General features: G+C 70.7%; 17 protein-coding genes. 9 read left to right on the top strand and 8 right to left on the bottom strand.

The annotated features are described in order from the left end of the window. Positions 1-25: 25 nt before the first annotated feature. Both AB0M02_RS37915 and AB0M02_RS37910 read right to left on the bottom strand, forming a co-directional pair. Positions 26-1,264: a hypothetical protein gene (locus AB0M02_RS37915; RefSeq protein ID WP_364236184.1), complete on the bottom strand. Its 1,239-nt coding sequence runs from the start codon at positions 1,262-1,264 to the stop codon at positions 26-28. Positions 1,265-1,291: 27 nt separating this feature from the next. Next, positions 1,292-2,320 carry an alpha/beta hydrolase-fold protein gene (locus AB0M02_RS37910; protein ID WP_364236182.1) on the bottom strand — a complete coding sequence of 343 codons (1,029 nt, stop codon included), beginning with the start codon at positions 2,318-2,320 and terminating at the stop codon, positions 1,292-1,294. A gap of 57 nt (positions 2,321-2,377) precedes the next feature. Between AB0M02_RS37910 and AB0M02_RS37905 the strand changes: the two genes are divergently transcribed. The 7 genes from AB0M02_RS37905 to AB0M02_RS37875 all read left to right on the top strand — a co-directional run bounded on the left by AB0M02_RS37905 (position 2,378) and on the right by AB0M02_RS37875 (position 9,606). After that, a complete protein-coding gene (locus AB0M02_RS37905) occupies positions 2,378-3,211 on the top strand; it encodes a PHP domain-containing protein (RefSeq protein ID WP_364236179.1) in 834 nt (277 codons plus the stop codon). A gap of 10 nt (positions 3,212-3,221) precedes the next feature. Next, positions 3,222-3,668, top strand: coding sequence for a DUF5990 family protein (locus AB0M02_RS37900; protein WP_364236177.1), 447 nt, complete (start codon positions 3,222-3,224; stop codon positions 3,666-3,668). Between the two features lie 37 nt (positions 3,669-3,705). Further along, on the top strand, positions 3,706-6,723 hold the full coding sequence (locus AB0M02_RS37895) for a DEAD/DEAH box helicase (protein WP_364236174.1): 3,018 nt from the start codon (positions 3,706-3,708) through the stop codon (positions 6,721-6,723). After that, a complete protein-coding gene (locus AB0M02_RS37890) occupies positions 6,716-7,486 on the top strand; it encodes a hypothetical protein (RefSeq protein WP_364236172.1) in 771 nt (256 codons plus the stop codon). Before AB0M02_RS37895 ends, AB0M02_RS37890 begins: the two co-directional genes overlap by 8 nt. Before the next feature lie 9 nt (positions 7,487-7,495). Continuing rightward, complete coding sequence (locus AB0M02_RS37885; RefSeq protein WP_364236170.1) at positions 7,496-7,780, top strand: DUF6412 domain-containing protein; 285 nt, start codon at positions 7,496-7,498, stop codon at positions 7,778-7,780. A 169-nt stretch (positions 7,781-7,949) separates the two neighbouring features. Then, on the top strand, positions 7,950-8,822 hold the full coding sequence (gene yidC / locus AB0M02_RS37880; RefSeq protein WP_364236168.1) for a membrane protein insertase YidC: 873 nt from the start codon (positions 7,950-7,952) through the stop codon (positions 8,820-8,822). 175 nt (positions 8,823-8,997) lie between these two features. Then, positions 8,998-9,606 carry a hypothetical protein gene (locus AB0M02_RS37875; protein ID WP_364236166.1) on the top strand — a complete coding sequence of 203 codons (609 nt, stop codon included), beginning with the start codon at positions 8,998-9,000 and terminating at the stop codon, positions 9,604-9,606. Between the two features lie 64 nt (positions 9,607-9,670). Here AB0M02_RS37875 and AB0M02_RS37870 read toward each other — a convergent pair whose 3' ends face one another. The 3 genes from AB0M02_RS37870 to AB0M02_RS37860 all read right to left on the bottom strand — a co-directional run bounded on the left by AB0M02_RS37870 (position 9,671) and on the right by AB0M02_RS37860 (position 17,050). Further along, positions 9,671-11,080: an SDR family NAD(P)-dependent oxidoreductase gene (locus AB0M02_RS37870; RefSeq protein WP_364236163.1), complete on the bottom strand. Its 1,410-nt coding sequence runs from the start codon at positions 11,078-11,080 to the stop codon at positions 9,671-9,673. A 316-nt stretch (positions 11,081-11,396) separates the two neighbouring features. Beyond that, positions 11,397-16,205, bottom strand: coding sequence for an MMPL family transporter (locus AB0M02_RS37865; RefSeq protein WP_364236162.1), 4,809 nt, complete (start codon positions 16,203-16,205; stop codon positions 11,397-11,399). Between the two features lie 29 nt (positions 16,206-16,234). Beyond that, on the bottom strand, positions 16,235-17,050 hold the full coding sequence (locus AB0M02_RS37860) for a hypothetical protein (RefSeq protein ID WP_364236160.1): 816 nt from the start codon (positions 17,048-17,050) through the stop codon (positions 16,235-16,237). Positions 17,051-17,328: 278 nt separating this feature from the next. On the opposite strand from AB0M02_RS37860, the gene AB0M02_RS37855 reads away from it, so the two are divergent. Then, positions 17,329-17,907: an FKBP-type peptidyl-prolyl cis-trans isomerase gene (locus AB0M02_RS37855; protein WP_364236158.1), complete on the top strand. Its 579-nt coding sequence runs from the start codon at positions 17,329-17,331 to the stop codon at positions 17,905-17,907. Positions 17,908-18,155: 248 nt separating this feature from the next. On the opposite strand, the gene yaaA is transcribed toward AB0M02_RS37855, so the two are convergent. The 3 genes from yaaA to AB0M02_RS37840 form a co-directional block, all read right to left on the bottom strand. Then, the gene (yaaA, locus tag AB0M02_RS37850) at positions 18,156-18,956 is read right to left on the bottom strand and encodes a peroxide stress protein YaaA (protein WP_364236156.1); all 801 of its coding nucleotides are present in this window, start codon (positions 18,954-18,956) and stop codon (positions 18,156-18,158) included. A 150-nt stretch (positions 18,957-19,106) separates the two neighbouring features. After that, a complete protein-coding gene (locus AB0M02_RS37845) occupies positions 19,107-19,454 on the bottom strand; it encodes an STAS domain-containing protein (RefSeq protein WP_364236153.1) in 348 nt (115 codons plus the stop codon). 51 nt (positions 19,455-19,505) lie between these two features. Next, complete coding sequence (locus AB0M02_RS37840) at positions 19,506-21,293, bottom strand: copper resistance protein CopC (RefSeq protein ID WP_364236150.1); 1,788 nt, start codon at positions 21,291-21,293, stop codon at positions 19,506-19,508. Positions 21,294-21,384: 91 nt separating this feature from the next. On the opposite strand from AB0M02_RS37840, the gene pgm reads away from it, so the two are divergent. Next, positions 21,385-23,025: a phosphoglucomutase (alpha-D-glucose-1,6-bisphosphate-dependent) gene (gene pgm / locus AB0M02_RS37835; protein WP_364236148.1), complete on the top strand. Its 1,641-nt coding sequence runs from the start codon at positions 21,385-21,387 to the stop codon at positions 23,023-23,025. Positions 23,026-23,111: the final 86 nt, after the last annotated feature.

Here is a 23,111-nt window from a genome sequence, read left to right as displayed (position 1 = left end):
TGTTTATTGCAGGCGTGTTGCCCAGTCAACGCCCCTGGTCGCGGATCCACGCGTCGATCAGGCCGCCGAAGTGGGCGAGGAACTTCTCGTGCTCGTGCACGGGGTACATCGCGCGGACCGTCTCGCGCGTCAGCGAGCGGAACTCCTCGGAGGTCACCCAGTCGTAGACGATCTCGTCGACGGTGCTCAGGTGCTGGTCACAGAACTCCCGGTAGCGGTCGACCTCGAAGTAGGCGTCGGCGAGGCGGCGGTAACCGGCGAGTTTGTCGGCGTACGAGAGGCCGGGGTCGTCGGCGATCGTGAAGTAGTCGGCCGTGTCGGTATCCAGACGCGGCTTGCGCCCGGTGACCACGCAGAACACGGTCCAGCGCAGCAGGGCGGTCATCGCCCAGGGGAAGTAGTAGTGCAGCGAGGTGAGCGCGACGTCCGGGCAGGCGTTGGCGTAGTCGATCGGGTGCACGTCGGTGCCGCGTACCAGCGACTCGCAGGAGTTGAACTCCCACCGGAAGAACGCGTTGACCAGCCGGGACACGGTCACCACCTCGTCTCCGGCGGACTCGGAGAGGAAGTTGTGGTCGACCTCGTACCGCGCGTGCATCGGCTGGTCCGGGCGGAACTTCATCACCATGGTCTCCGGGCCGATGCTCAGGCTGCGCGCGAACACGTCGTATCCCTCCACCGACGCCTGCAGGTGCATCAGCCGCTCACCCGACGCGTCGTACGCCGAGTGCAGCTCGTGCTCGTTGCGGATCCGCGAGACACCCACCCACGCTCCGCCGTCGTACGGCTTCATGTACAGCGGATACCCCACCCCCGCCGCGGTCGCCTCCAGGTCGAACGGCCGGTTGTACCGCGCGGCCGTGTACGCCCACCGCGAGTTGTCCAGGGGGTTCTTGTACGGCACCAGCACCGTCTCCGGCACCTTGAGCCCGAGCCGCATCATCGCGCAGTACGCCGCGTGCTTCTCCATCGACTGGAACGTGAACGGGCTGTTCAGCAGGTAGACGTCGTCCATCAGCGCGATCTTCTTGAGCCACTCGCGAGGGTGGTAGTACCAGTGCGCCAGCCGGTCGATGACCAGGTCGTGGCGGGGCTTGTCGCGCAGGTTGAACGGCTCGATGGTGACGCGTACCGACCGCGCCCGGTGGCTGCGCCCGTCCGGACCGGAGACGGTGCCGAGCCGCCGCAGCAGCGACTCGTAGGCACGCGGCCAGTCGTCCTCGGTGCCCAGCAACAGTCCGATGGTGTGCTCGACGTCGGCCACGGCCGCCTCCCCTTCACTACGTCGTCGTCAGTCCGGCCACACCCGTCGCAGGAGTCCGGTCAGATGCGGGTCGAAGGTGTCCCGCCAGCCCACCCAGGTGTGCGCGTCCGGGTTCTCGGCGAAGGTCACCGCATACCCCTGGTCGTCCAGGGCATCCGCCATGTCGCGGTTGTTGGCCAGGTTCTCCTCACCCGCGCCGCAGGTCAGCGCGACCGGGACGGCCGGGCCGCGGCGGGCCTTGAGCGTGCGGGAGGTGAACCGGATGATTCGCGCCCAGTGCTCGAACCCGGACTCCTGGCTGTCGTGTCGCGGCTGGAAGTAGCTGCCGGACTGCAGGAACAGGCCGGCGAACCCGGCCGGGTGGCGGCGCTGCGCGTGCAGCATGGCGAGCGCGCCCAGGCTGGCACCGGCGCCGACGACACGGTCGGCGCCGAGTTCGGCGCGCAGATGCGGCACGATCTCCCCGGCCAGGGCGAGCGAGTAGGCCGGGTCCGCCGAATACCACTCCAGGCGGTCACCCGCCGGCAGAAGAACCAGATGGTACGGGGGGACGCGCCCGGCCTCGACCATGGCGGCGGTGTAGTGGCCCAGCCCGCCGAACCGGTCGTAGTCGGGGCCGTCGTGCGCGACCAGCACCCGGCCGGTCTCGGTGCCGGGCGACCAGACGCGGATGTCGAGCGTCGTGCCCAGCCTGCGCACCGGCAGATCCCCGGACTGCCACTTGCCGCCGTCGGCGGGCAGCCCGAACCAGTCCGGCGGCCGGTAGTCCGGGTGCTCCAGGACCGACGATTCGCCGAAGCCGCCGGGGGCCCGGTGCGGGTTGGCGGGGTCGCAGACGGTCTCCCGGGTGCCGTCGCGGTGGGTCAGCTCGAACCGGTACTCGACGCGCTGCACGGGTGGCCGCTCGCGGCGGAGCTCCCAGATGCGGTCGTGGAGGCTGAGGTCGTCCTTGAAGGTGGAGGCCAGGACACGGACTCCGGTGAGGTCGCGAGCGCGGTCCGCGTACCGGAAAAGAAGCGCGCCGTTCTCCCAGCGCGCCCCCTCCGCAGCCTCCATGGACGAACCCTAACCCGGCATTGATCCGCCCGCCGTGTCTGATGCGAGGATCAACGTATGACCCTGCCGGTGGACAGTCATGTGCACAGCGAGTGGTCCTGGGACGCGCCGCTGGGCTCGATGGAGCGGACCTGCGCACGGGCGGTCGAGATCGGCCTGCCGGCGGTCGCGTTCACCGAGCACCTCGACCACTCGTCGTGGCGGATCGCGACCGAGGGGCCGTACGCCGACGAGCGGATCAGCGCGCTGGCCGGCCCGGAGAAGATCTTCACGCCGCCTCCGTTCGACGTGCGGGGGTATCTGGAGTCGATCGAGCGGTGCCGCGACCGGTTCCCGGAGCTGCGGATCCTCAGCGGGCTGGAGATGGGACAGCCGCACTGGAACGCGGAGACCTTCGCCGCGATCCTGGCGGCGGGGCCGTTCGACCGGGTGCTGGGCTCGCTGCACTGCCTGCGCGACGGTGGTGTGCTGGCCGAGCCGTGGGAGATCTTTCCGTACCGGGACCCGGCCTCGGTGCTGCGCGAGTACCTCGCCGAGGTGGTGCGGCTGGTCTCGGCGACCGACAACTTCGCGGTGCTGGCGCACATCGACTACGCGGTGCGGTTCTGGCCCGGCGGGGACTTCGACCCGGCGGCGTTCGAGGACGAGTTCCGCGAAGCCCTGCGAGCCACCGCCCGCTCCGGCCGTGCCCTGGAGATCAACACGCGGCTGCCGCTGCACGCGACGATCCTGGGCTGGTGGCGGGACGCGGGCGGGGACGCGGTGACGTTCGGCAGCGACGCGCACCTGCCGGAGGCGGTCGGGCACGGCTTCCGCGACGCGGTCGCGATGGCGGAGGCGTACGGTTTCCGCCCCGGCCGCCACCCGCACGACATCTGGGGCAGGGCTTAGGGTCGATCGCGTGCGCATCAGGATCGAGGGTCACGACCTGCCGGGGCGGCCCGGCGCCCCGCAGGGCGAGCAGTTGCGGCTGGGCGGGGTGCACGTGGGCGTCCAGCGCAAGAGCGAGGTCGTCGGCCGGGTGCCGGTGCACGAGGACCGCGCCGTCTGGGACCTCGACGTCGACACCCGCGAGGTGGACGGCTTCCTCGACGTCGGCGGCCCGTGGGTGCACGGCCGGCCGGGTGCCCGGTTCCTCTACCTGAGCTGGGGCGCTGTCGACGGTGACGCGTTCGCGATGTTCCGCCGCGCCAAGCTGATGTTCGGCGACGTCCCCGGCGACCTGCTGCGCCGGGCGGCCGCCGGCGAGGGCGTCCTGGTCGCCCGCCTCGGCCTCACCGACGCCGATGGCGGCCCGCGCTGCGCGCGGGTCCGCCCACCCGATTTGATCTGGACGCTCGAGGCCTGACGAGAAAGTGTCGGGGGGTCGGCCTAGAGTCGGCGGCGTGCTGAAAGAACCTCTGTCGCCTCCGGCCGCCGTCGCCGCGGTCGAGACGGCCGGGGTCCGGGTGCTCCACGGCTTCCTCGGCGCCGGCGGCGCGATCTGCCTGTGGGCCGAGACCGACGAGGCGGCCCTGTCACGCCGGCGGACGGCCCGGGAACATCCTTTCGCCGTGCCGGCCGGCGCTCTGCCGGTGGGGGAGGCGCGCTCGCCGGCCTCCCTGGTGCTCCCGTCGACCAGCGCGGGCCCGCTGTCGTCGCCGCAGCTCGGGCTTCCGCCGCGCCGCGGGACGGTCCGGCCGCGGACGTGGCTGGTTCCCGCTGTGACCGTGCCGTTTCTCGACGCCGACGTGGTCGCCGAGTTCGACGGGCGGGTCGCGCCGTCGGTGACCTGGTTGGTCGAGCTCTGCGCGTTCGCCGCGAGCCTGGTCCGGCGCGGGCGGGTGCTGCCGGGAGTGCGGGTGACCGGCCCGCGGCCGTCGGCCTGGTGGCGGCCGGTGCTGGTCGGCTCCGACGCGGTCCGGCACGCCGCCCTGCGCGACCGGATGCCACCGGCCTGCCGCGCAGAGCAGCCGTCCGGCTCGGCCGTCGCGGTGGCGGGGGAGCGGGCCGGTGATCTGATGGCCGAGGCGCTCGACCGGCTCGTCGACGGGCTGGTTCGGGTCCGGCTGGCGGAGAGCGACGTGACACTGGGCGATTACGGGTGGCTGGCCGCGCTCACCGGTGAGCCCGAGTTCGATGCCACCCCCGCTCTCACCGACGAGCTGATCGGGCGGCTCGACGCGTGGTTCGCGCAGGCGGCGCGCGGTGCCGAGGTGCGGGTCTGCTTCCGGCTGAGCGACCCGCGCGAGCACGAGCCGGTGATGCCCGACGACGTGCCGCTGCCCGAGGACGCCTGGCGCCTGCAGTTCCTGCTGCAGGCCGCCGACGAGCCGAGTGTGCTGGTCAGCGCGGCCGACGTGTGGCGCGATCAGTATGCACCGCTGAGCCGCTGGACCTCGCACCCGCAGGAGCGGCTGCTCGCCGGGCTCGGCCGTGCGGCGCGGCTCTATCCGGAGCTGGGCGAGGCGCTGCGCCAGGCCCGGCCGGCCGAGATGCTGCTCGACACCGAGGGCGCACACCGTTTCCTGAGTCACGCCGCGCTGCTCGACGAGGCGGGTTACGGCGTGTTGCTGCCGGCCTGGTGGCGGCGGCGGCCGAGCCTCGGGCTGTCGCTGGAGGTGCGCGGGCGTGACCCGGTCTCGACGATTCTGCGCGACCACGCGGTCGGGTTGCGGGAGATGGTCGACTACCGGTGGGGGCTGGCGCTCGGCGGGCGCACGCTCACCGAGGACGAGCTGTCCGACCTGACCCGGGCCAAGGTGCCGCTGGTCAGGTTGCGCGGCCGGTGGGTGTTCCTGGACCGGCAGCGGCTCGCCGCCGGGCTGGACTTCCTGAGTCGCGGCGGCGGCCGGATGACCGCGGGTGACGCGCTGAAGACGATGCGGCTGCTTCCGCCCGAGGAGCTGCCGCTGCCGGTGACCGACGCGCGGGGCGAGGGATGGCTGGCGGACCTGCTCACCGGGCAGCTCGACCAGCGGCTCGAGCTGCTGGAGGCGCCGCCGGGCCTTTTCGGGGAGCTCCGGCCGTACCAAAAAAGGGGTTTCTCCTGGCTGGCCTTCCTCGACCAGCTCGGGCTGGGCGCCTGCCTGGCCGACGACATGGGTCTTGGCAAGACGGTGCAGTTGCTGGCGCTGCTGCTGCACCACCGTGCCGGCCCCGCCCTGCTGATCTGCCCGCTCTCGGTGCTGGGCAACTGGCAGCGCGAGGTGCGGCGCTTCGCGCCGTCGCTGACCGTGCGGGTGCTGCACGGTGCCGGCCGTGACGATCCCGCCGAGCTCGCCGACGGCGCGGACCTGGTGCTGACGACCTATGCGACGGCGGTGCACGACGCGGACGCGCTCGCCGCGATCAGCTGGGACCGGGTGGTGCTGGACGAGGCGCAGCACATCAAGAACAGCGGGAGCGGTGCGGCCAAGGCGGTGCGGCGCTTCCCGGCCCGCAACCGGATCGCGCTGACCGGCACCCCGGTGGAGAACAGGCTCTCCGAGCTCTGGTCCATCCTGGACTTCCTCAATCCGGGCGTGCTGGCCTCCGCGCACACGTTCCGGGCCCGGTTCGCCGTGCCGATCGAGCGCTACGGCGAGGAGGACGCGGCGTTCCGGCTGCGCCAGGCGACCCGGCCGTTCCTGCTGCGGCGCACCAAGCAGGACCCGGTGATCGCCGGCGAGCTGCCGTCCAAGCGGCACGTGCGGCACCTGTGCGGGATGACGACCGAGCAGGTGAGCCTCTACCGTGCGGTGCTCGACGACCTCAAGCAGCGCCTCGACGAGCCGGGTGACAAGGCGCGCAAGGGCCTGGTGCTGGCCGCGATGACCAAGCTGAAACAGGTCTGCGTGCACCCGGCGCTGCTGCTCAAGGACGGTTCGCCGCTGCCCGGCCGCTCCGGCAAGATCGACCGGCTGGAGGAGATCCTCGACCACGCGCTCGGCGCTGGCGAGAGCGTGTTGTGCTTCACCCAGTTCGCGCGGTTCGGCGCGATGCTGCAGCCGCACCTGGCGGCCCGCTTCGGTGTGCCCGTGCGGTTCCTGCACGGCGGCACGCCGCGCGGCGCCCGCGACACGATGATCGCCGAGTTCCAGCAGGCCGGGGAGCCCGGGATCTTCGTGCTGTCGCTGAAAGCGGGCGGCACCGGGGTCAACCTGACCGCCGCCAACCACGTCGTGCACGTGGACCGCTGGTGGAACCCGGCCGCCGAGACACAGGCGTCCGACCGGGCGTTCCGGATCGGGCAGCGCCGCGACGTGCACGTGCACAACCTGGTCTGCCTCGGCACCCTGGAGGAGCGCATCGACCAGCTGGTCGCGGACAAGGGCGTGCTCGCCGAGCGGGTGGTCGGCACCGGCGAGAGCTGGCTGAGCGCACTGTCCACCCAGGAGCTGCGCGACCTGATCGCCCTGGCACCGGAGGCGATCGTTGACTGAGCAGACCCACTTCCCCCTCGCCTTCCTCGGCATGTTCGAGTCCCTGCGGATGGGGCCGACCTTCGCCCGCGGCCGCCGTGACGAGCGGGCCGGTCACGTGCGCAGCCTCACCGTCTCCGGCAGCCTGGCCGTCGCGCTGGTCCGCGGCCCCGACGAGCCGGCCGCCTTCCGGTCCCGGGTCGCGGTGCGCGCGTTCGGCGCCTCGGACTGGTCACGTGTCGAGAAAGCCCTGGTCAGCGAGGCGCGTTACGTTGCCGCGCTGCTAGACGGCCGGATGCCGGACGGCATCGAGGCGGTCTTCGCCGACGCCGGGCTGGCGGTGCTGCCGCTCTCGCTCGACGAGGTCGCGATGGACTGCACCTGCGAGCGCTGGCCGATGCCGTGCGTGCACCTCGCCGCGACCTGCTACGCGCTTGCCCGGACGTTCGAGACCGACCCGTTCGAGGTCTTCACCTGGCGCGGCCGGTCCCGCGACGAGCTGCTCATGCGGTTGCGCCGGCTGCGCGAGTCGGTCGCGGTGGACACGGCGACCGGTCCACCGGCTCCACCGCCTCCGCCACCGGTCGCACTCGTGGACCCGGCCGATCCAGGGTCATTCTGGGGGACGCCGCCGCCGGCTTTCGAAAAACCTTCGGGGGTACGCGCGGACGCGCTCCTGGATCAGCTGGACCCTCCCGCGCTCAGCCACCACGGCCGGCCGATCAACGAGGTGCTGCGCCCGGCGTACCGTGCGTTGCCCGACGACCTTGCGGACCCGAGCTAGGGTGGTGCTGTGATCTGGGTGGAGGCGTTGTGGCGCTTGGTCGGCGTGCTGCTGACCGAGTCCGGCCCGACCGGTCTCCTGCTCGGCGCCGGTGCGGTCGCCGGTGTGCTGCTGGTGACCGTCCTGACCGCGAGCGTGCTGCTCGGCGGGCGTGCGGCCGTGTTCACCCCCGGCGTGAGCCGCCGGATCCTGCGTGAGCGGGCGCGGCGCACCGGGATTCCGCGCTATCGCGACCCTGACGCCGACGGGCGGACCAGGCCCCGAGGACCCACGGCGGCCCTCGCGGCCGCCTGAGCGCTTCCTCACCGCAACCCCGCCCTCGATTCGCGTGATCCGCCCCTGTCCGGCGTGATCCGCGTTGTTCCGCGGGGACGCGACTGCCCTGCTCGCCGGCCGCTGAAGGCTTTCCTCGTCCCGTCTCGCCTTCAGGGGTTCCCATGTCTGTCCACAAGGACGTCCGCTGATGGACGTCGTCTACACCGTCATCTCCGCCATCCTGCTGTTCTGGCACGCCGTCTGGCACAGCGTGCTCGGCACCGCCGGCGCGCTCGGCACCTCGTGGTCCTGGGTGCTCGGCATCGTCTTCCTCGTCCTGACCGTTCGCATGGCACTGTTCCCGCTGGTCACCCGCCAGATCAAGTCGCAGCGCGCGATTCAGCGGCTGCAACCGCGGATGAAGGAGCTGCGGGAGAAGCACCGCGGTGACCCGGAGACCATGCAGGCCGAACTGGTCAAGCTCTACCAGACCGAGAAGGTCAGCCCGTTCGCCGCCTTCCTGCCGATGCTGGTGCAGATGCCGATCCTCATCGGCCTGCTGCACGTGCTGCGCCACCTGCGGCCCGAGATCACCAGCGAGTCGTCGCGCACCCTGTACGGCTGGACGCTCACCCAGTTCGACAGCGCGGTGCACGCCGAACTGTTCGGGGCACCGATCGTCGCCGGATTCAACTCCACGGCGGACCTCACGGTCAAACTGGTCGCGGGGGTGCTGATCGTGGTGATGGCGGCGACCACCTACCTCACCAACCGGCAGATGATCCGCAGGACCGGCCCGGCGCAGGACCAGCAGGGCCGTCTCGTACAGCGCCTCATGCTGTACGGGTTCCCGCTCTCGCTGCTGATCTCCGGTGTGTTCTTCCCGATCGGCGTGGTCCTGTACTGGCTGGTACAGAACGTTTTCGCGATCGGGCAGCAGGCCTGGATCCTGCGGAAATACCCGCCGCCGGTGGTGTCCTCGGAGCCGCCTCCGGCGCCGGTCCGGCGAACGGTCGCGGCACCGAAGGTCGGTGCGAAACCGGATCGGCGGCGGCAACGGTCCGTCCGATCAGGGCGGTGAGACGCGAGCCCGCTGGCCCTGCTGGGCCAGCGGGCTCGTACCGCTAACGGGGTGGGCTTAATGGACACCGGGTGGATCGTCCAAACGGTTACCTTTGCCGGATTTGCCGGAGAACGGGTTGCGGGCCGTGATGGGCTAACTCCGTCATGGCAGTTATGTCCTGAAAAGGTGTGACATGAACAAAGCAATGCGTTTCCTGGCCCTCGCCGGTGCGAGTGTGGCCGCCGGTGCGATGCTCGGCACGGGCGCGGCCCAGGCTGCCCCGTCGGTGAGCTCGCCGGCCGGGTCCGCCTCCGGCAACAGCGTGCAGACCTGGGACTACGACGACGACTACGTGATCGGCCCGTTCCGCGGTCCCGGCCAGTGCAAGAAGTTCGGCATCATCGGCAAGAAGCTCGGCGCCTTCGACCGCTTCCACTGCTTCTGGGGCTGGAAGCCGGGTCACGGCAAGGGCTGGTACCTCGAGGTCAAGCAGGACTACTGGCAGTGGGACGACTTCAGCGGTGTCTTTGACAACAGCTGGCCGTACAAGGTCAAGGTGATCAGCGGGCCGTACGGGCACTACAAGAACAAGCACTACAAGTCCAAGGACTACGGCGACTACCACGACTACAGCGACTACAAGTCCAAGGACTACGGCGACTACCACGACTACAGCGACTACAAGTCCAAGGACTACGGGGACTACAAGAACTACGGCGACTACGTGAGCTCGACGGTCAAGACCTACGAGGACAAGGTCAAGGACTACTCGAGCGCGCTGGTCAAGGAGTACGAGGACTGACGTCCCGCCTCGCCCCGCGACATGTGGGCCGCGCCATCACGGCGCGGCCCGCTGTCGTGTCAGGTCACCACGCGACCGGTGCGTAGTCCTTCAGGAAGCAGCCGTACACGTCCTCGCCCAGCTCGCCACGGACGATCGGGTCGTACACCCGGGCCGCGCCGTCGACCAGGTCGAGCGGGGCGTGGAAACCCTCCTCGTGCAGCCGCATCTTCGTCGGGTGCGGCCGCTCGTCGGTGATCCATCCGGTGTCGACGCTGGTCATCAGGATGCCGTCGGCGAACATGTCCACGGCGCTGGTGCGGGTCAGCATGTTCAGCGAGGCCTTCGCCATGTTGGTGTGCGGGTGGCCCGCACCCTTGTAGCCGCGGGCGAAGATGCCCTCCATCGCGGACACGTTCACCACGTAGCGGCGGGGGAACGACGAGGCGAGCATCGCCGTGCGCAACCGGCTGACCAGGATGAACGGTGCTGTCACGTTGCAGAGCTGGACTTCGAGCAGCTCGAGCGGGTCCACCTCGTGCACCCGGTCGCTCCAGCTGTTGGTCGAGGTCGTGTCCGGCACCAGACCACCCGCGTCGATCGCGGTCGACCGGGCGGTCAGCGCCAGAGCGGTCACCTCGTGCGCGGACAGGTTGCCGGCCGCGGTCAGCACCGCCGCCGGAGACGCCGCGCCGAGAGTCGCGGAACCACCGAAGTACTCCAGCTCGGGAAGCTTGCCGTCGGGCAGCGGAGCGGATTCCGCGGCGACGAGCTCCGCATAGGCGCCGGCGGTTCGGCGTACCGTTTGGGCTGCGTTGTTGATCAGAATGTCCACCGGCCCGCGTGCCGCCACCGACTCGGCCAGACCCACCACCTGCGCCGGGTCCCGCAGATCGATCCCCACCACCCGCAGCCGGTGCAACCAGTCCGCACTGTCCGGCATCGCCGCGAAGCGGCGGACCGCGTCATGCGGGAACCGCGTCGTGATCGTCAGATCCGCACCGTCGCGCAACAGCCGCAACGCGATGTACATCCCGATCTTCGCGCGCCCACCGGTCAGCAGCGCGCGGCGACCGGTCAGATCGGTGCGAGCATCCCGCCGGGAGTGATTCAGCTCGGCACACGCCGGGCAGAGCTGGTGATAGAACGCGTCGACCACGGTGTAACGCTGCTTGCACACGTAACAGCCGCGCGCCTGCTTCAGCACGCCGGCTGACGCGCCGCGCACCGAACTCCGCAGCGGAATCCCTGCCGTCTCGTCGTCGATCCGCCCGGGCGCCCCGGTCGCCGTCGCCTCGGTCACCGCCCGGTCATTGGCCAGCACCGCCTCCCGGCGATCCCGGCGGCGCTGCACTTTCGCCGTCTTGAACAGGCCACCCACCGCCCGCCGCACCCGAACGGCGTCCGGATGCTCGACGGGCAGAGCCTCGACCTCGGCCAGCACGGCGAGACAGGCCTCAAGGCGCTCCGGATCCACGCCTACGGCCTCGCTCATTCCAGATCCCCCTCTGTTTCCACCGCTGGCACTGTACTTACCTCGCCGTACTATCGGCCGCGGCTGCCCGTCGGCAAGGGGCATGGGTCACCCTTGGGACGGGGCGGTGAAACCGGGGTGCCGCTTGGCTGGTCCGGTTTGTGGACAGCTTGGCCGGGTGCCCTTGGCGTTGCGGTTGGCCGGCGCTGCTATTTGTCTGGTCTGTGGGCTTTTGGGCCGGCGCCGGGTTTGTCCTGCGCCGGGCTTTGTCCTGATCCGGGCTTTGTCCTGCTCCGGGCTTTCCTGATCCGGGCTTTGTCCTGCGCCGGCGTGGGGCTTACGGCTGCGGGGCGGGGTCGGGGTCTGGTTCGCCGGCCGGCCGGCGGTTGGGCTTGTTCGCGGGCCCTGGGTGGTCGGCCAGCGACGCGGGGCGCCGGCTGGGCCGATCGTAGGGGTGCACGTGCGGATTCTCGGCCGTCCCACTGTTCCATGACTGGGAGCGGCCGTTGCCGGTGCGCCGGGTCCGTCCCTGGTCGGGGTCGTCGGCGAGGGTGGCCGGGCGGTTCGCCTGGTGTTCGGGGGTAGCTCCGCTCAGCCAGTCGTCCAGCGTCTTCGGGCGCCGGATCCCGGGGGCGGGAGCGGCGGAGACGGGGGCGTCCTCCAAGCTTTGCGGGCGCTGGGGGGTGGCGGGTCCGCCGCTGAGCCACTCGTCGAGGGTTTGCGGGCGACGGATATAAGGGGATGCGCCCGAACTGACGGGTGCGACACCGCGGGCCCGGCCACGTTCGGGGGCAGGCTCGTCGTCCGGCTCGGCGGGGGTGGTTTCGGAGGTTGGGCTGGTTGCGGGCTCACTGTCGTCGGAGACCGCTTCGTCGTCCGTCGCCGCGCTTGCCGTCACCTCGCTAGCGGTCACCTCGGTGATCGCTTCGATGGCGTGTGGTGCCGGCTCGGCTGCTTCCGGCTCCGCTGCCTCCGGCTTCGCCGCTTCTGGCTCCGCCGCTTTCAGCGCCGCCGGTGCCTGCTCGGGTGCTTCGGAGTCGGCTGCCACGGGCTCCGTTGCTTCCGGCTCGGCTGCGACTGGCTCGGTCGCGACGGGCTCGGCTGCGACCGGTTCGGCCGACACCGGTTCGACCGCGACCGGTTCGGCTGCTACGGGCTCGGCCGCGACCGGTTCGGCCGACACTGGCTTGGCTGCCAATGTGTCGGCTGTTTCCGGTTCGGCTGCAACCGGCTCGGCTGTTTCGGGTTCGGCTGGGAGTGACTCGAGGTCTGCGGGCGGTTCCGGCTTCTCGTCGAGGGGGTCGAGGTGCGCTGGTCGCTTGGACTCGGGGCCGGAGGTAGTCAGCCAGTCGTCGAGGGTTCGGGGGCGGTTCGGGGCTTGGGCGGGGGAGACCGGGGTGGTGGAAGCGGTGCCCAGCCAATCGCCGAGGGTCTCCGGGCGGTAGCCGGGGGCGCGTTCGGGGATCGGGTAGGGGAGTACCGCCTCGGGCATCGGCGTCGCCTGCTGCCACGGGGCCTGCGGAGTGGTGAACCAGGACTCTTCGGGGATGCCGACAGCTTCGTCGGCCGAGCCGACCTCGGGGTCCGGGTCGGTCTCAGCGTTCGGGTCGGCTTCGGTGAAGTCTGAGAATGCCGGCTCCGGGGAGAGCTGCTCCGCGGATGCCGCCTCAGAGGTGAACTCAGGCTCGACCTCGATCTCCGGCTCGACCTCGATCTCCGGCTCGACCTCGAACTCGGGCTGGGCCTCGGGCTGGGATTCGAACGCGGGCTGGGATTCGAACGCGGGCTGGGATTCGAACGCGGGCCGGGATTCGAACGCGGGCTGGGACTCGAGCTCGTTCTGGGATTCGAGGTCGAGCTCGGGGTGGGATTCGGGCTCAGGCTCGGTGGTGGTGGGGTGGTCGGTTTCGGTCTGGGTGGGTGGGGCTTCTGCGGTGGGCGCCAGGTCAGATTCGGACACGGCGGGGGTGGGTTCTGTTGCGTCCGTGACGGGGGTGGGTTCCGGGGCGTCCGCCGACTGCGTGGAGTCTGGGGTGTCGGTGGGGTCGGGGTCGGTTGTGGCTGCCATCTGGGCCTCTACCTCGGCGAGGATCGGGGCGGGTTCGGCGGCTGCGGCGATTTGGAGTTCTACCTCGGCGAGGATCGGTTGGACTTCCTCGCTTGGCTCGGTGAGCTCGGGGGAGATCGGCTCGTTGAGCGACGCCGGGAGGGCTTCGAGGGCGTCGGCCTGAGGGGTGGACTCGGTGAGGGATTCGGCTTCGGGGAACGGGGAGGCCGAGACCTCGGAGTCCGGCACCGCCGAAACGGGCTCGTCGAGGGACTCGAAGGCGTCGCGGGACTCGAGGGCGTCGCGGAAATCAAGGGACTGAACGGAGTCCGACGAGTCGAGGGAGTCGAGCACGCTGCGAGCCTCGGAGGTGCCGGAGTTGACCGTGTCGGACGTGTTGACCGTGTCGGACGTGTTGACCGTGTCGGACGTGTTGACCGTGTCGGACGTGTTGACTGTGCCGGACGTATTGACTGTGCCGGACGTGTTGACTGTGCCGGACGTGTTGACCGTGCCGGACGTGTTGACCGTGTCGGACGTGTTGAGTGTGTTGACCGTGCCGGACGTGTTGACCGTGTTGACCGTGTTGACCGTGTTGAGTGTGTCGGACGTGTTGGACGTGTTGGACGTGTCCGGGGAAAGCAGTGCGTCCGGAGAAATGAGTGCGTCCGGCGAATCAGGTGAGTCCGCCGGGACCTGTGTCGAGTTCGGATCCGGTGCGGGGAGGGGTGCTTCTTCCGTACCCTTGCGCATTAATGGCAGCCTTGCCGTCACCTCGCCTGGAGCTAGCCCACCCAGCCCGGCCGACGCCTGCTCCTTCTCGGCCAGGTAGTCGAGCACCGCGTTGTAATCCAGCACGACGGTCTCGGACACCGACCCCGACGGAAGGGCCGCCGCCGGCGTCCCGGCCGGGAGAGCCCACGTCCCCGTGATCACGGCGGTCGAGTCGATCGAGTGGCGGCCGCCCGCCTCCTCCTCGCCCGCGTGTTCGGAGAGGCCGGCCCGTTCCTGGAGGCGCCGCAGCGGGCCCGGTGCCCACCATGCGGCGTCGCCGAGGAGGGCCAGGACGGCGGGTACCAGGAGCATCCGGACCACCGTGGCGTCCAGCACCAGAGCGATGATCATGCCGACGCCGACGAAGCGCATCGTGGTGACCGAGGAGAGGGCGAAGGCGCCGGTCACGACGATGAGGAGGAGGGCGGCGGCGCTGATGACGCGGCCGGTGCGGGTGAGGCCGATCGTGACGGCCTGGACGGTGGAGGCGCCCTTCGTGCGGGCCTCGACCATGCGGGACAGCAGGAAGACCTCGTAGTCGGTGGAGAGGCCGAAGACCACGGCGGCCATGAGGACGACGATGCCGGCTTCCAGCGGTGCGGGCGTCACGTTGAGCAGGCCGGCGCCGTGGCCGTCCTGGAAGATCCAGACCAGGATGCCGAAGGTCGCGCAGAGGCTCAGGGCGCTCATCAGTACGGCCTTGATCGGCAGCAGGACGGAGCCGAACGCCAGGAACATCAGGATGAGCGTGGCGCCGGCCAGCATCGCGATCATCAGAGGGAGTTTCGCGGCGGTGGCCTCGAGGCTGTCCACGTTGCGTGCGGTGGCGCCGCCGACGAGGACTTCGGCGTTCTTGGGTACGGGAAGAGCACGCAACGACTCGACGACATCGCGGGCCTCGGCGCTGAACTCGTCGCCGGTCCGCAGCGCGGCGTTGAGGACGACCACGTCCTTGCTGGTGCCGGACGCCGCCACCTGGGTGACGCCGTCGATCTTGCCGGCGGCCTCGGTGAACGCCTTCACGTCCGGCCGTTTGCCGTTGGTGCCGCGGACGACGACCTGCACACCGTCCGTGCTGAACTGCGGATAATCCGCCTTCAGGGTCTCGATCGCCACGCGGGACGGGTCACCGGCGGGCAGGACGCGCTCGTCGTTCTCGCCGAAGCGGGCGTCCGTGATCGGGAACGCGAGGAGGACGAGGACCGCCAGGATCGGGACGGCCACGACGACCGGACGACGAAGAACAAATCCCGCAAGCCGCTCCCAACCCGATTTTTCGGAAATATCGGAACTGCGGCGGCGGGAGGGCAGCCGGATCGGGATCTTGTCGACCTTCGGGCCCAGGATCGCCAGGATCGCGGGCAGCAGCGTCAACGAGAGCAGCATCGCCAGGAAGACAGCCGCGAGACCACCGTAAGCCAGCGACTTCAGGAACCCCTGCGGGAACAGCAGCAACCCGGCGAGCGCGGTCATCAGGAGCGTGGCCGAGAAGACGACCGTACGCCCAGCCGTAGCCACCGTCCGCCGGACCGCCTCAGCCGTGGGGTGGTGCAGCTGCTCCTCCCGGAACCGCCCCACCATGAACAGGCCGTAGTCGATCGCCATGCCCAGACCGAGCAGGCTCGCCACGTTGACCGCGAACGAGTTGACCTCGTGCGACAGCGCGACCGCGTTCAGGACGCCGAGCGCACCGAGCACCGCGCAGCCACCGACCAGCACCGGGAGCGACGCCGCCACCAGCGAGCCGAAGATGAGCAGGAGCAGTATCAGCACGATCGGCAGCGAGATCAGCTCGGCGAACGCCAGATCGTCGGTGGAGCGGGCGGACGAGGCGTGTCCCAGGGGAACGCCACCGGCCAGCTGCACGTGGGCGCCGGGGACCGTGAAGGAGTCGGCGATCTCCCCGTACGCTTCCATCTTCTCGGCGTCGTCGCCGCCGGCCAGGGTGATCACCGCGACCGCGCTCGACTTGTCCTCGGCTGCCAGGCGTGCGGCTTTTTTGTCCCAGTACGAGCTGTGCGCGGTGACCGCCGACTCGGGCAGCGCGTCGAGCCGCTCCCGGATCCGCTTGGTCAGCGCGGCGTCGTCGATGGTCCCCTGGTCGGGTGTGTAGATCGCGATGACGTCACCGCTCTGGCCCCCCAGGGCCGTCGCGACCACATCAGCCGCCCGCGCGCTCTCACTGTTCGGGTCGTTGTACCCGCCCTCCGAGAGCCGATCGAACACGCCGAAGCCCCACACCCCGGCGCTGATCACCGCGACGAGCGCGACGGTCAGCACCGACCATCGGAGCCGTGCGACCCGCGATCCCCAGCCCGAAAACACAGACGCCCCTTCCTAGGGTTTTACGCAGTTCAGCTCAGCGTGGCGGCGTACAGGACGACCCCGCCGCAAGCCCCGCCGTACGACTCCTCGGTGATCCACTTGACCGAGATCTTGCCAGTACCGGTGGCGCGGTAGTTCACGGTGTAGGAAGCCGTCGTGATTCCGCTGCCACGCTCGGTGATGCGGTCGGTCACGACGTCCCCGCCGGTGGACAGGCGCAACTGAAGCAGGCCCTGACCGGCTCCGACACCGACGAACAGCTTGAGCGTGCTGCCGACCGTCCCGGCCGGTGCGTTCAGCGTGAAGCCGTCACCCTCGCCGCACAGCCGGATGCCGCTGGTCACGCCCTTGGCGTCGGCCAGTGGGCTGCCGCCGCTCCAGCGGTAGCGTTCGGGGCTGGAGTCGTCTCGCGTACGCGGGTCGTCCGGCGTGCCCTCGAGGATCGCGAAACCGCCGTCGGTTTTGCGTTCGAGTGCGTATTTTCCCTGCTCACCCCAGTGCACCCAGTCAGAACTACCCTCCGCCGGCAGATCTACCACCTCGGGGACCGATCCGCGTTCGAACGTGATCGAGTTGACCGGGCGGACGGTCGGCGACGGGCTCGCACTCGGCAGCGGGATCGGCACCTGCGCGGCCGTCGGTGCCACGGGCAGGTTGGCCACCGAGGGGTCCGGCTCGCTGGTGCGGGCGCGGACGACCAGGCCGAACGAGATCACCGCGAGCACACCCAGCAGGATCACCGCGGCCGGCGCGAGATGCTCCTGCCAGCGGTCCCAGCCGCGTTCGAGCAGCACGGAAGGCGCGGACCGGCGCCGCGCGGGCAGTCCGGCCCTGCGGTACGGCACCAGCTCGGAACGCCGTGTGTGACCAGACCCGGGCGGCTGATCGGGCACGCGGACCCTCCAGATCGGTCTCAAGTTCTCGGGGGGCGCCCGCGGCTTTACGGCCGCAAGGCCATGAAACGATCTCATCTTGTCCGCCGACTGAGAAGAGGGGGTGGCCGGTCGGGGACTTACGGGTGATCATCCCCATCAGCGATTCGGGGGAGGTTGTTCGTAGCGCGATGCCCGATGCCGAGTACCGTGTCCGGAGTTTCCGACAGACAGCGACAGGGGTTTCCGCGATGAGTGACCAGACCGGCTCGAACAGCAAGCGCCGCGGCCAGGCCGTCGCCGGCGTGCTCACCGGCGTGCTGGTCTTCGTGGCACTCACCGTGACGTTCTTCCTGGTCCGCGCGAACGACGACACCGAGCCGGCCGCACCCTCCGCCGCCTCGGCCGCCAAGCCCGCCGCCCCCTCCACCGATGCCCCCAACGCCGCTGCACCGTCCGCCGCTCCCTCGGCCGCGTCCGGGGATCCGCTCTCCCAGGAGCCCGAGGTCAAGGCCGGCGAGGGCGCGGTCAGCAAGATCGCGATCACCGAGCTGGTGCCGGGAACGGGCCCGAAGGTCAAGAGCGGTCAGACCATCACGGTCAACTACAAGGTCATCCAGTACGCGACCGGTGATTTGATCGACTCGTCGTGGGGCAAGGAGCCGTTCTCCACCCCGATCGGCGTCGGCCGTCTGATCAAGGGCTGGGACCAGGCGATTCCGGGCCAGAAGGTGGGCAGCCGCATCCAGCTGGACATCCCGGCCGCCCTCGCTTACGGCCCCCAGCAGGGCGACCTCCGCTTCGTCGTGGACATCCTCGACGCGAAGTAGTCGTTTTCGGTCCGGCTGAGCGGTCTTCTCACGCTTTTCCAGAGGTACGCGACTCGCGCTCTGCCTCCTCCAGACCCGCGACCACCTGCACCCTCGCGGCCGCCCGGCGCCTCACGCGCCCAGGCGTCCCCTCACCCCCGTCCCCGCTCCGCCCTTTCCCGTGTCTCCGCCCCGCCGCCCTTCCGCGAGCTGGCGTCCATGCAGCTCTTCGCGCGGCGAAGGTTGAGTGTGCGTCGGCTGGGTGGTGGTCAGAGGTCGGTGACTATGACGTCGAGAGGGCGGGGGCGGCCGGGGGCGGCGGGGGAGTCCTCGACGGTGAACTTGAGGTCGCGCAGGGCTGTCACGAGGTCGTCGATCGAGGTGGGGGTGACCTGGTTCTCGGCGAGCGCGCGGACCAGGCGGCCCTTTGTCGCCTTGTTGAAGTGGGAGACCACGGAACGTCTCGCCACGCCGTCGACGACGCGCTCGTGGAGGACCCGCAGGGAGGCGGTGTCGCCCGGTGACGGCGGTGCCCACATCGCCGCGTAGGCGCCCGAGCGCAGGTCCAGCACCGGCACACCCTTGGTGGCGGCGTCGAGGGCCGGCCGGAGTGCCTTCTTCCAGTGCGCGGTCAGGCCGCCGACCGCGGGGAGGGTGACGCCGACCGAACAGCGGTAGGCCGGGATCCGGTCGCCGAGCCGGACCACGCCCCAGAGCCCGGAGAAGACGACCGCCGTCCGGTCGAGCCAGTCGCGCGCGGCGGGTTCGAGGGTGGCCGGGGAGAGCGCCTCATAGAGCACACCGGTGTACACCGAAGCGGCCGGTGCGGCGGGCGCCGTGGCCAGGGCGGCGTTGCGGGTGATCTCGTCCCGCTGGCCGGCGCTGAGGCCCAGGGTGGCGAGCGAGTCCGCGATCGAGCGCTCGCTGGTGCGGCGGCAGAGCGCGATCAGGCGGTTGAGCACCCGGGCCCGGGCGGTGGCGAGCTTGGGCAGCCAGAGAGCGGCCGGGTCGACGGGTTCACCAGCGGCAGCCGGCGTCTTCCCCTCGGAGGGCGGGAGCAGGATGAGCACGCGGCGAGACTAGCCGCCGCCCCTGAGCAACCCGCGCGCGGCACGACGGCGCGGGGCGGCACGACAGCGCGGGGCGGCACGACAGCGGGGGCGGCACGACAGCGCACGACGGCGCGGGGGCGGCGCGGGGCGGCGCGGACGCCCGAAATGTCAGGTCCCGCCGTCGGGGCGATTGGCGAGGGCGTCCCCGACTGTCGGATACACCCCTATTCGGGTGGCCAGCCCGACCGTGTCCAGGAGCCGTTCGAGGAACTCGTTCGGGGACGCCAGCCGTAACCAGCCGCCCGCGCCCCGCGCCCGGTTGTGCCCGACCACGAACGTGCTCAGGCCGATCGAGTCACAGAACTCGACCCCCGACAGGTCGACGACGACGCATGGCGAGGGGCGGGACAGCGCCTGGTCGAGACACGTGGCCAGGCCGGGCGCGCTGTCCAGGTCCAGGTTGCCGCGCACGGTGACCACGACGGCTTGCGGGAACTCGGTGAGGGAGACATGCATGAGGGGACCTCCTTGACTGGTGACCCCTTCTGCCCAGAATCCCTCGCCGTGTCACCTCTTTCCAGACAGTGGCACAGTCACCGTCGTCTTCACCGTGGCCCGGTCGAGCTCGTTGATCCGGATCGTGAAGGCGATTTCGTACGTCCCGGGCAGCGGGAACGTCACCGAACCGAGCGCGTGGTGCACCGGGTTGAGCGGGGCCAGTGGTGCCCGGACCGCCTCCAGGTCCTGGTCGAGGAACTTCGTGGAGACCTCCCACTCCTCGGCCGGCAGCGGCGCGCCCGCGGGGGTGTAGAGGAACGCGTGCACCGTGTTGTACTCGCCCACCTGCACCGGGAAGATGTTGAACTGCAGCGTGTAGATCGAGCTGTTCAGCGTCTCCGACAGCCCGTCGTTCGTGATCGCGGCCTGGTTGGCGGCGGCCGTGCGGCCCGGGTCGACCTGCACCAGCACGGCGCTGATGGCCAGGATGACCGCCGTGGCGACCACCTCGATGCCGACCGTGCGGCGCAGCCCGCGACCGTTGCGGGCGGTGTTCACGAAGCGGCGGGCGGCGGCCGCGAGCGCCAGGACCACGGCCAGGACGCCGAGCTTGGCGAGGAGCAGCCTGCCGTACCCGGTCTGCCAGAGCGCCGGCACCGAACCCAGCTGGACCACCGACTGGACCGCGCCGGCGATGGCGAGCCAGAGCACGGAGAGGGCCGCCCACCGGGACCAGACCGGGAGGACCACGCCGAGGACGCGCTGGTCGGTGCCGCGCAGCAGGAATCCGGTCAGGGTGATCAGCCCGCCGATCCAGACGGCCATGGCGGCCATGTGCAGCACTCCGACGGTGACGGTGACGGCGGGCATCGGCGCGGCGATCGCGTGGCCGGTCATCGGCCAGGTGGCCAGGCCGGCGACCGCGAGCGCGAGGACGGCGGCGACGCGGGCGCGCGAGACGCGCGGGCGGGGGATCGGTTCCGGACGGGCGGGCACCGCGACCACGTCGGTGGAGACCAGGGTGAGAGCGGAACCCCCGGCGGTCACCAGCTCGCGGTCCGGCGCCGGCTTTCGTTCCGCGTCAAAAGCGCCAGGGGTACGCCGTGAGCCGCGCAGCATCGGCGGGAGCAGCACGGCCAGCGCCGCCAGAATGGCGAGCCGGGCCAGCAGAAGCAGCCCGAATTGGCTGGTCAGCACCTCACCGAGTTCGGACGCGGACACCTGCCAGAGAGCCGCGCCGCTGCCCTGCTGCGCCTGGGTGCCGAGCGCTCCCGCGGTGGCGAACGCGGTCAGCACGATCCCGGCGCGGATCATCAGCAGGGGGCCGCGGCGCGACCGCCGCCGGGGCCACAGGAACGCGAGGAACAGGGCGGGCCCGGTGATCAGCGTCAGTCCCGCGTACCCAAGAAATCGCAGCGTGGGGACCGCTGCCGCAACCGATGCGTGCGGCCCGGTGGAGGTCGCGGCCTCGGGCCGCGCTGACGGAGCGCCGACCGAGAACGTGATCGCGCCGCCGACCGGATGGCTGTCCGCGGAGATCACCCGGAAGCTGATCAGGTAGGTGCCGAGGGGACGCCCGGCCTGGCGAACCGGGATGCGCAGGACGTTGCCCTCGACGGTGGCCTTGCCGGAGACGCGCTCGCCGTCCGGAGCGACGACCTGGATCCGGCCGGCGACCGGGCTGACCGGCTCGCTGAAGGTGACGGTGACCTCGGTGGGCGAGGCGCCGATGACGCTGCCGGCGGCCGGCGTGGAGCCGATCGGCGCGGCGTGGGCCGAGGCCGGGGAGGCGGGGGTCAGCACCGTTCCGAGCAGCACGAACAGGAACAGGAGTGCGGTGTTGCGAACCCTCGTCACTCCAGGTAGTTCGGAAGTGGGCGGCGAAAGGTTCAAGCGGCGGCGAACTGGATACGCTTCGGCACAGGTCCACGCTCCCGAGGAGGCCTTGATGTCTGTCCACCCCCGCGCCGGCCGGCCCGCCGAAGCGGCCGACCTGATCGACGTGCCAAAGGTCATCTCGCGTTACTACACCGAGCACCCGGACCCCGAGCAGGCGGGGCAGCGGGTCGCGTTCGGCACGTCCGGTCACCGGGGTTCCAGCCTGCGTTCCGCGTTCAACGAGGATCACATCGCCGCGACCAGCCAGGCGATCGTGGAGTACCGCCGGGACCAGGGCGTCTCCGGCCCGCTCTTCCTGGGCCGGGACACGCACGCGCTCAGCGAGCCGGCGATGATCACCGCGCTCGAGGTGTTCGCCGCCAACGACGTCACCGTGCTGATCGACAGCCGGGACGGATACACGCCCACGCCGGCGCTGTCGCACGCGATCCTGACGTTCAACCGCTCGTCGGCGAAGAAGGCGGACGGCGTGGTGGTCACCCCGTCGCACAACCCGCCGGACGACGGCGGCTTCAAGTACAACCCGCCGAACGGTGGCCCGGCCGACACCGACGCCACCAGGTGGATCCAGGACCGGGCGAACGCGCTGATCGCCGGTGGGCTCAAGGACGTGCGGCGGGTGAGCGCGGCGCGGGCGCGGGAGTCGGCGACCGTCTCCGGGTACGACTATCTGGCCACCTACGTCGACGACCTGCCCTCGGTGATCGACATCGAGGCGATCCGGCGTGCCGGGGTGCGCATCGGCGCGGACCCGCTGGGCGGGGCGAGCGTGGACTACTGGGGTGCGATCGCCGAGCGGCACGGACTGGACCTGACCGTGGTCAACCCGGCTGTCGACCCGCGGTTCGGGTTCATGACGCTGGACTGGGACGGCAAGGTCAGGATGGACTGCTCATCCCCGTACGCTATGGCGTCCTTGATTGAACAAAAGGACCGTTTCCAGATCGCCACCGGGAACGACGCGGACGCCGACCGCCACGGGATCGTGACGCCCGACGGCGGTCTGATGAACCCGAACCACTACCTGGCGGTGGCGATCGGCTACCTGTTCCGGGCCCGCACCGACTGGCCGTCGACAGCGGGGATCGGCAAGACCCTGGTCTCCTCCTCGATGATCGACCGGGTTGCCGAGGACCTGGGCCGCCGCCTCGACGAGGTGCCGGTCGGCTTCAAGTGGTTCGTGCCGGGCCTGCTGGACGCCTCGATCGGCTTCGGCGGTGAGGAGAGCGCGGGCGCCTCCTTCCTGCGCCGCGACGGCAGCGTGTGGAGCACCGACAAGGACGGCATCCTGCTCGACCTGCTCGCCTCCGAGATCATCGCGACGACGGGGAAGACGCCGAGCGAGCACTACCGCTCCCTGGTGGCGCGCTTCGGGGAGCCCGCCTACGCGCGGATCGACGCGCCCGCCACCCGCGAGCAGAAGGCGATTCTCGGCAAGCTCTCGCCGGAGCAGGTGACCGCGAAGGAGCTGGCCGGTGAGCCGATCACGGCCGTGCTGACCAGCGCGCCGGCCAACAACGCGGCGATCGGTGGCCTCAAGGTGGTGACCGGTTCCGGCTGGTTCGCGGCCCGGCCGTCCGGCACCGAGGACGTCTACAAGATCTACGCCGAGTCTTTCCACGGCCCGGATCACCTGGCCCGGATCCAGGAGGAGGCCCGCGGAGTGGTGTCCGCCGCACTCGGTAGCTGACCGGGTTCTTCTCAGATTCGGCACGGTTCCGCCGACAGGTAAAGCCGCAAGGGATACATCCCCGCAGGCGAGGAGCCGTACGAAGC

The sequence above is a fragment of the Actinoplanes sp. NPDC051861 genome (assembly GCF_040681145.1).
GTDB lineage: Bacteria > Actinomycetota > Actinomycetes > Mycobacteriales > Micromonosporaceae > Actinoplanes.
Note: the sequence above shows the minus strand (reverse complement) of the source record. Positions and strands in the feature narration are given on the sequence as shown.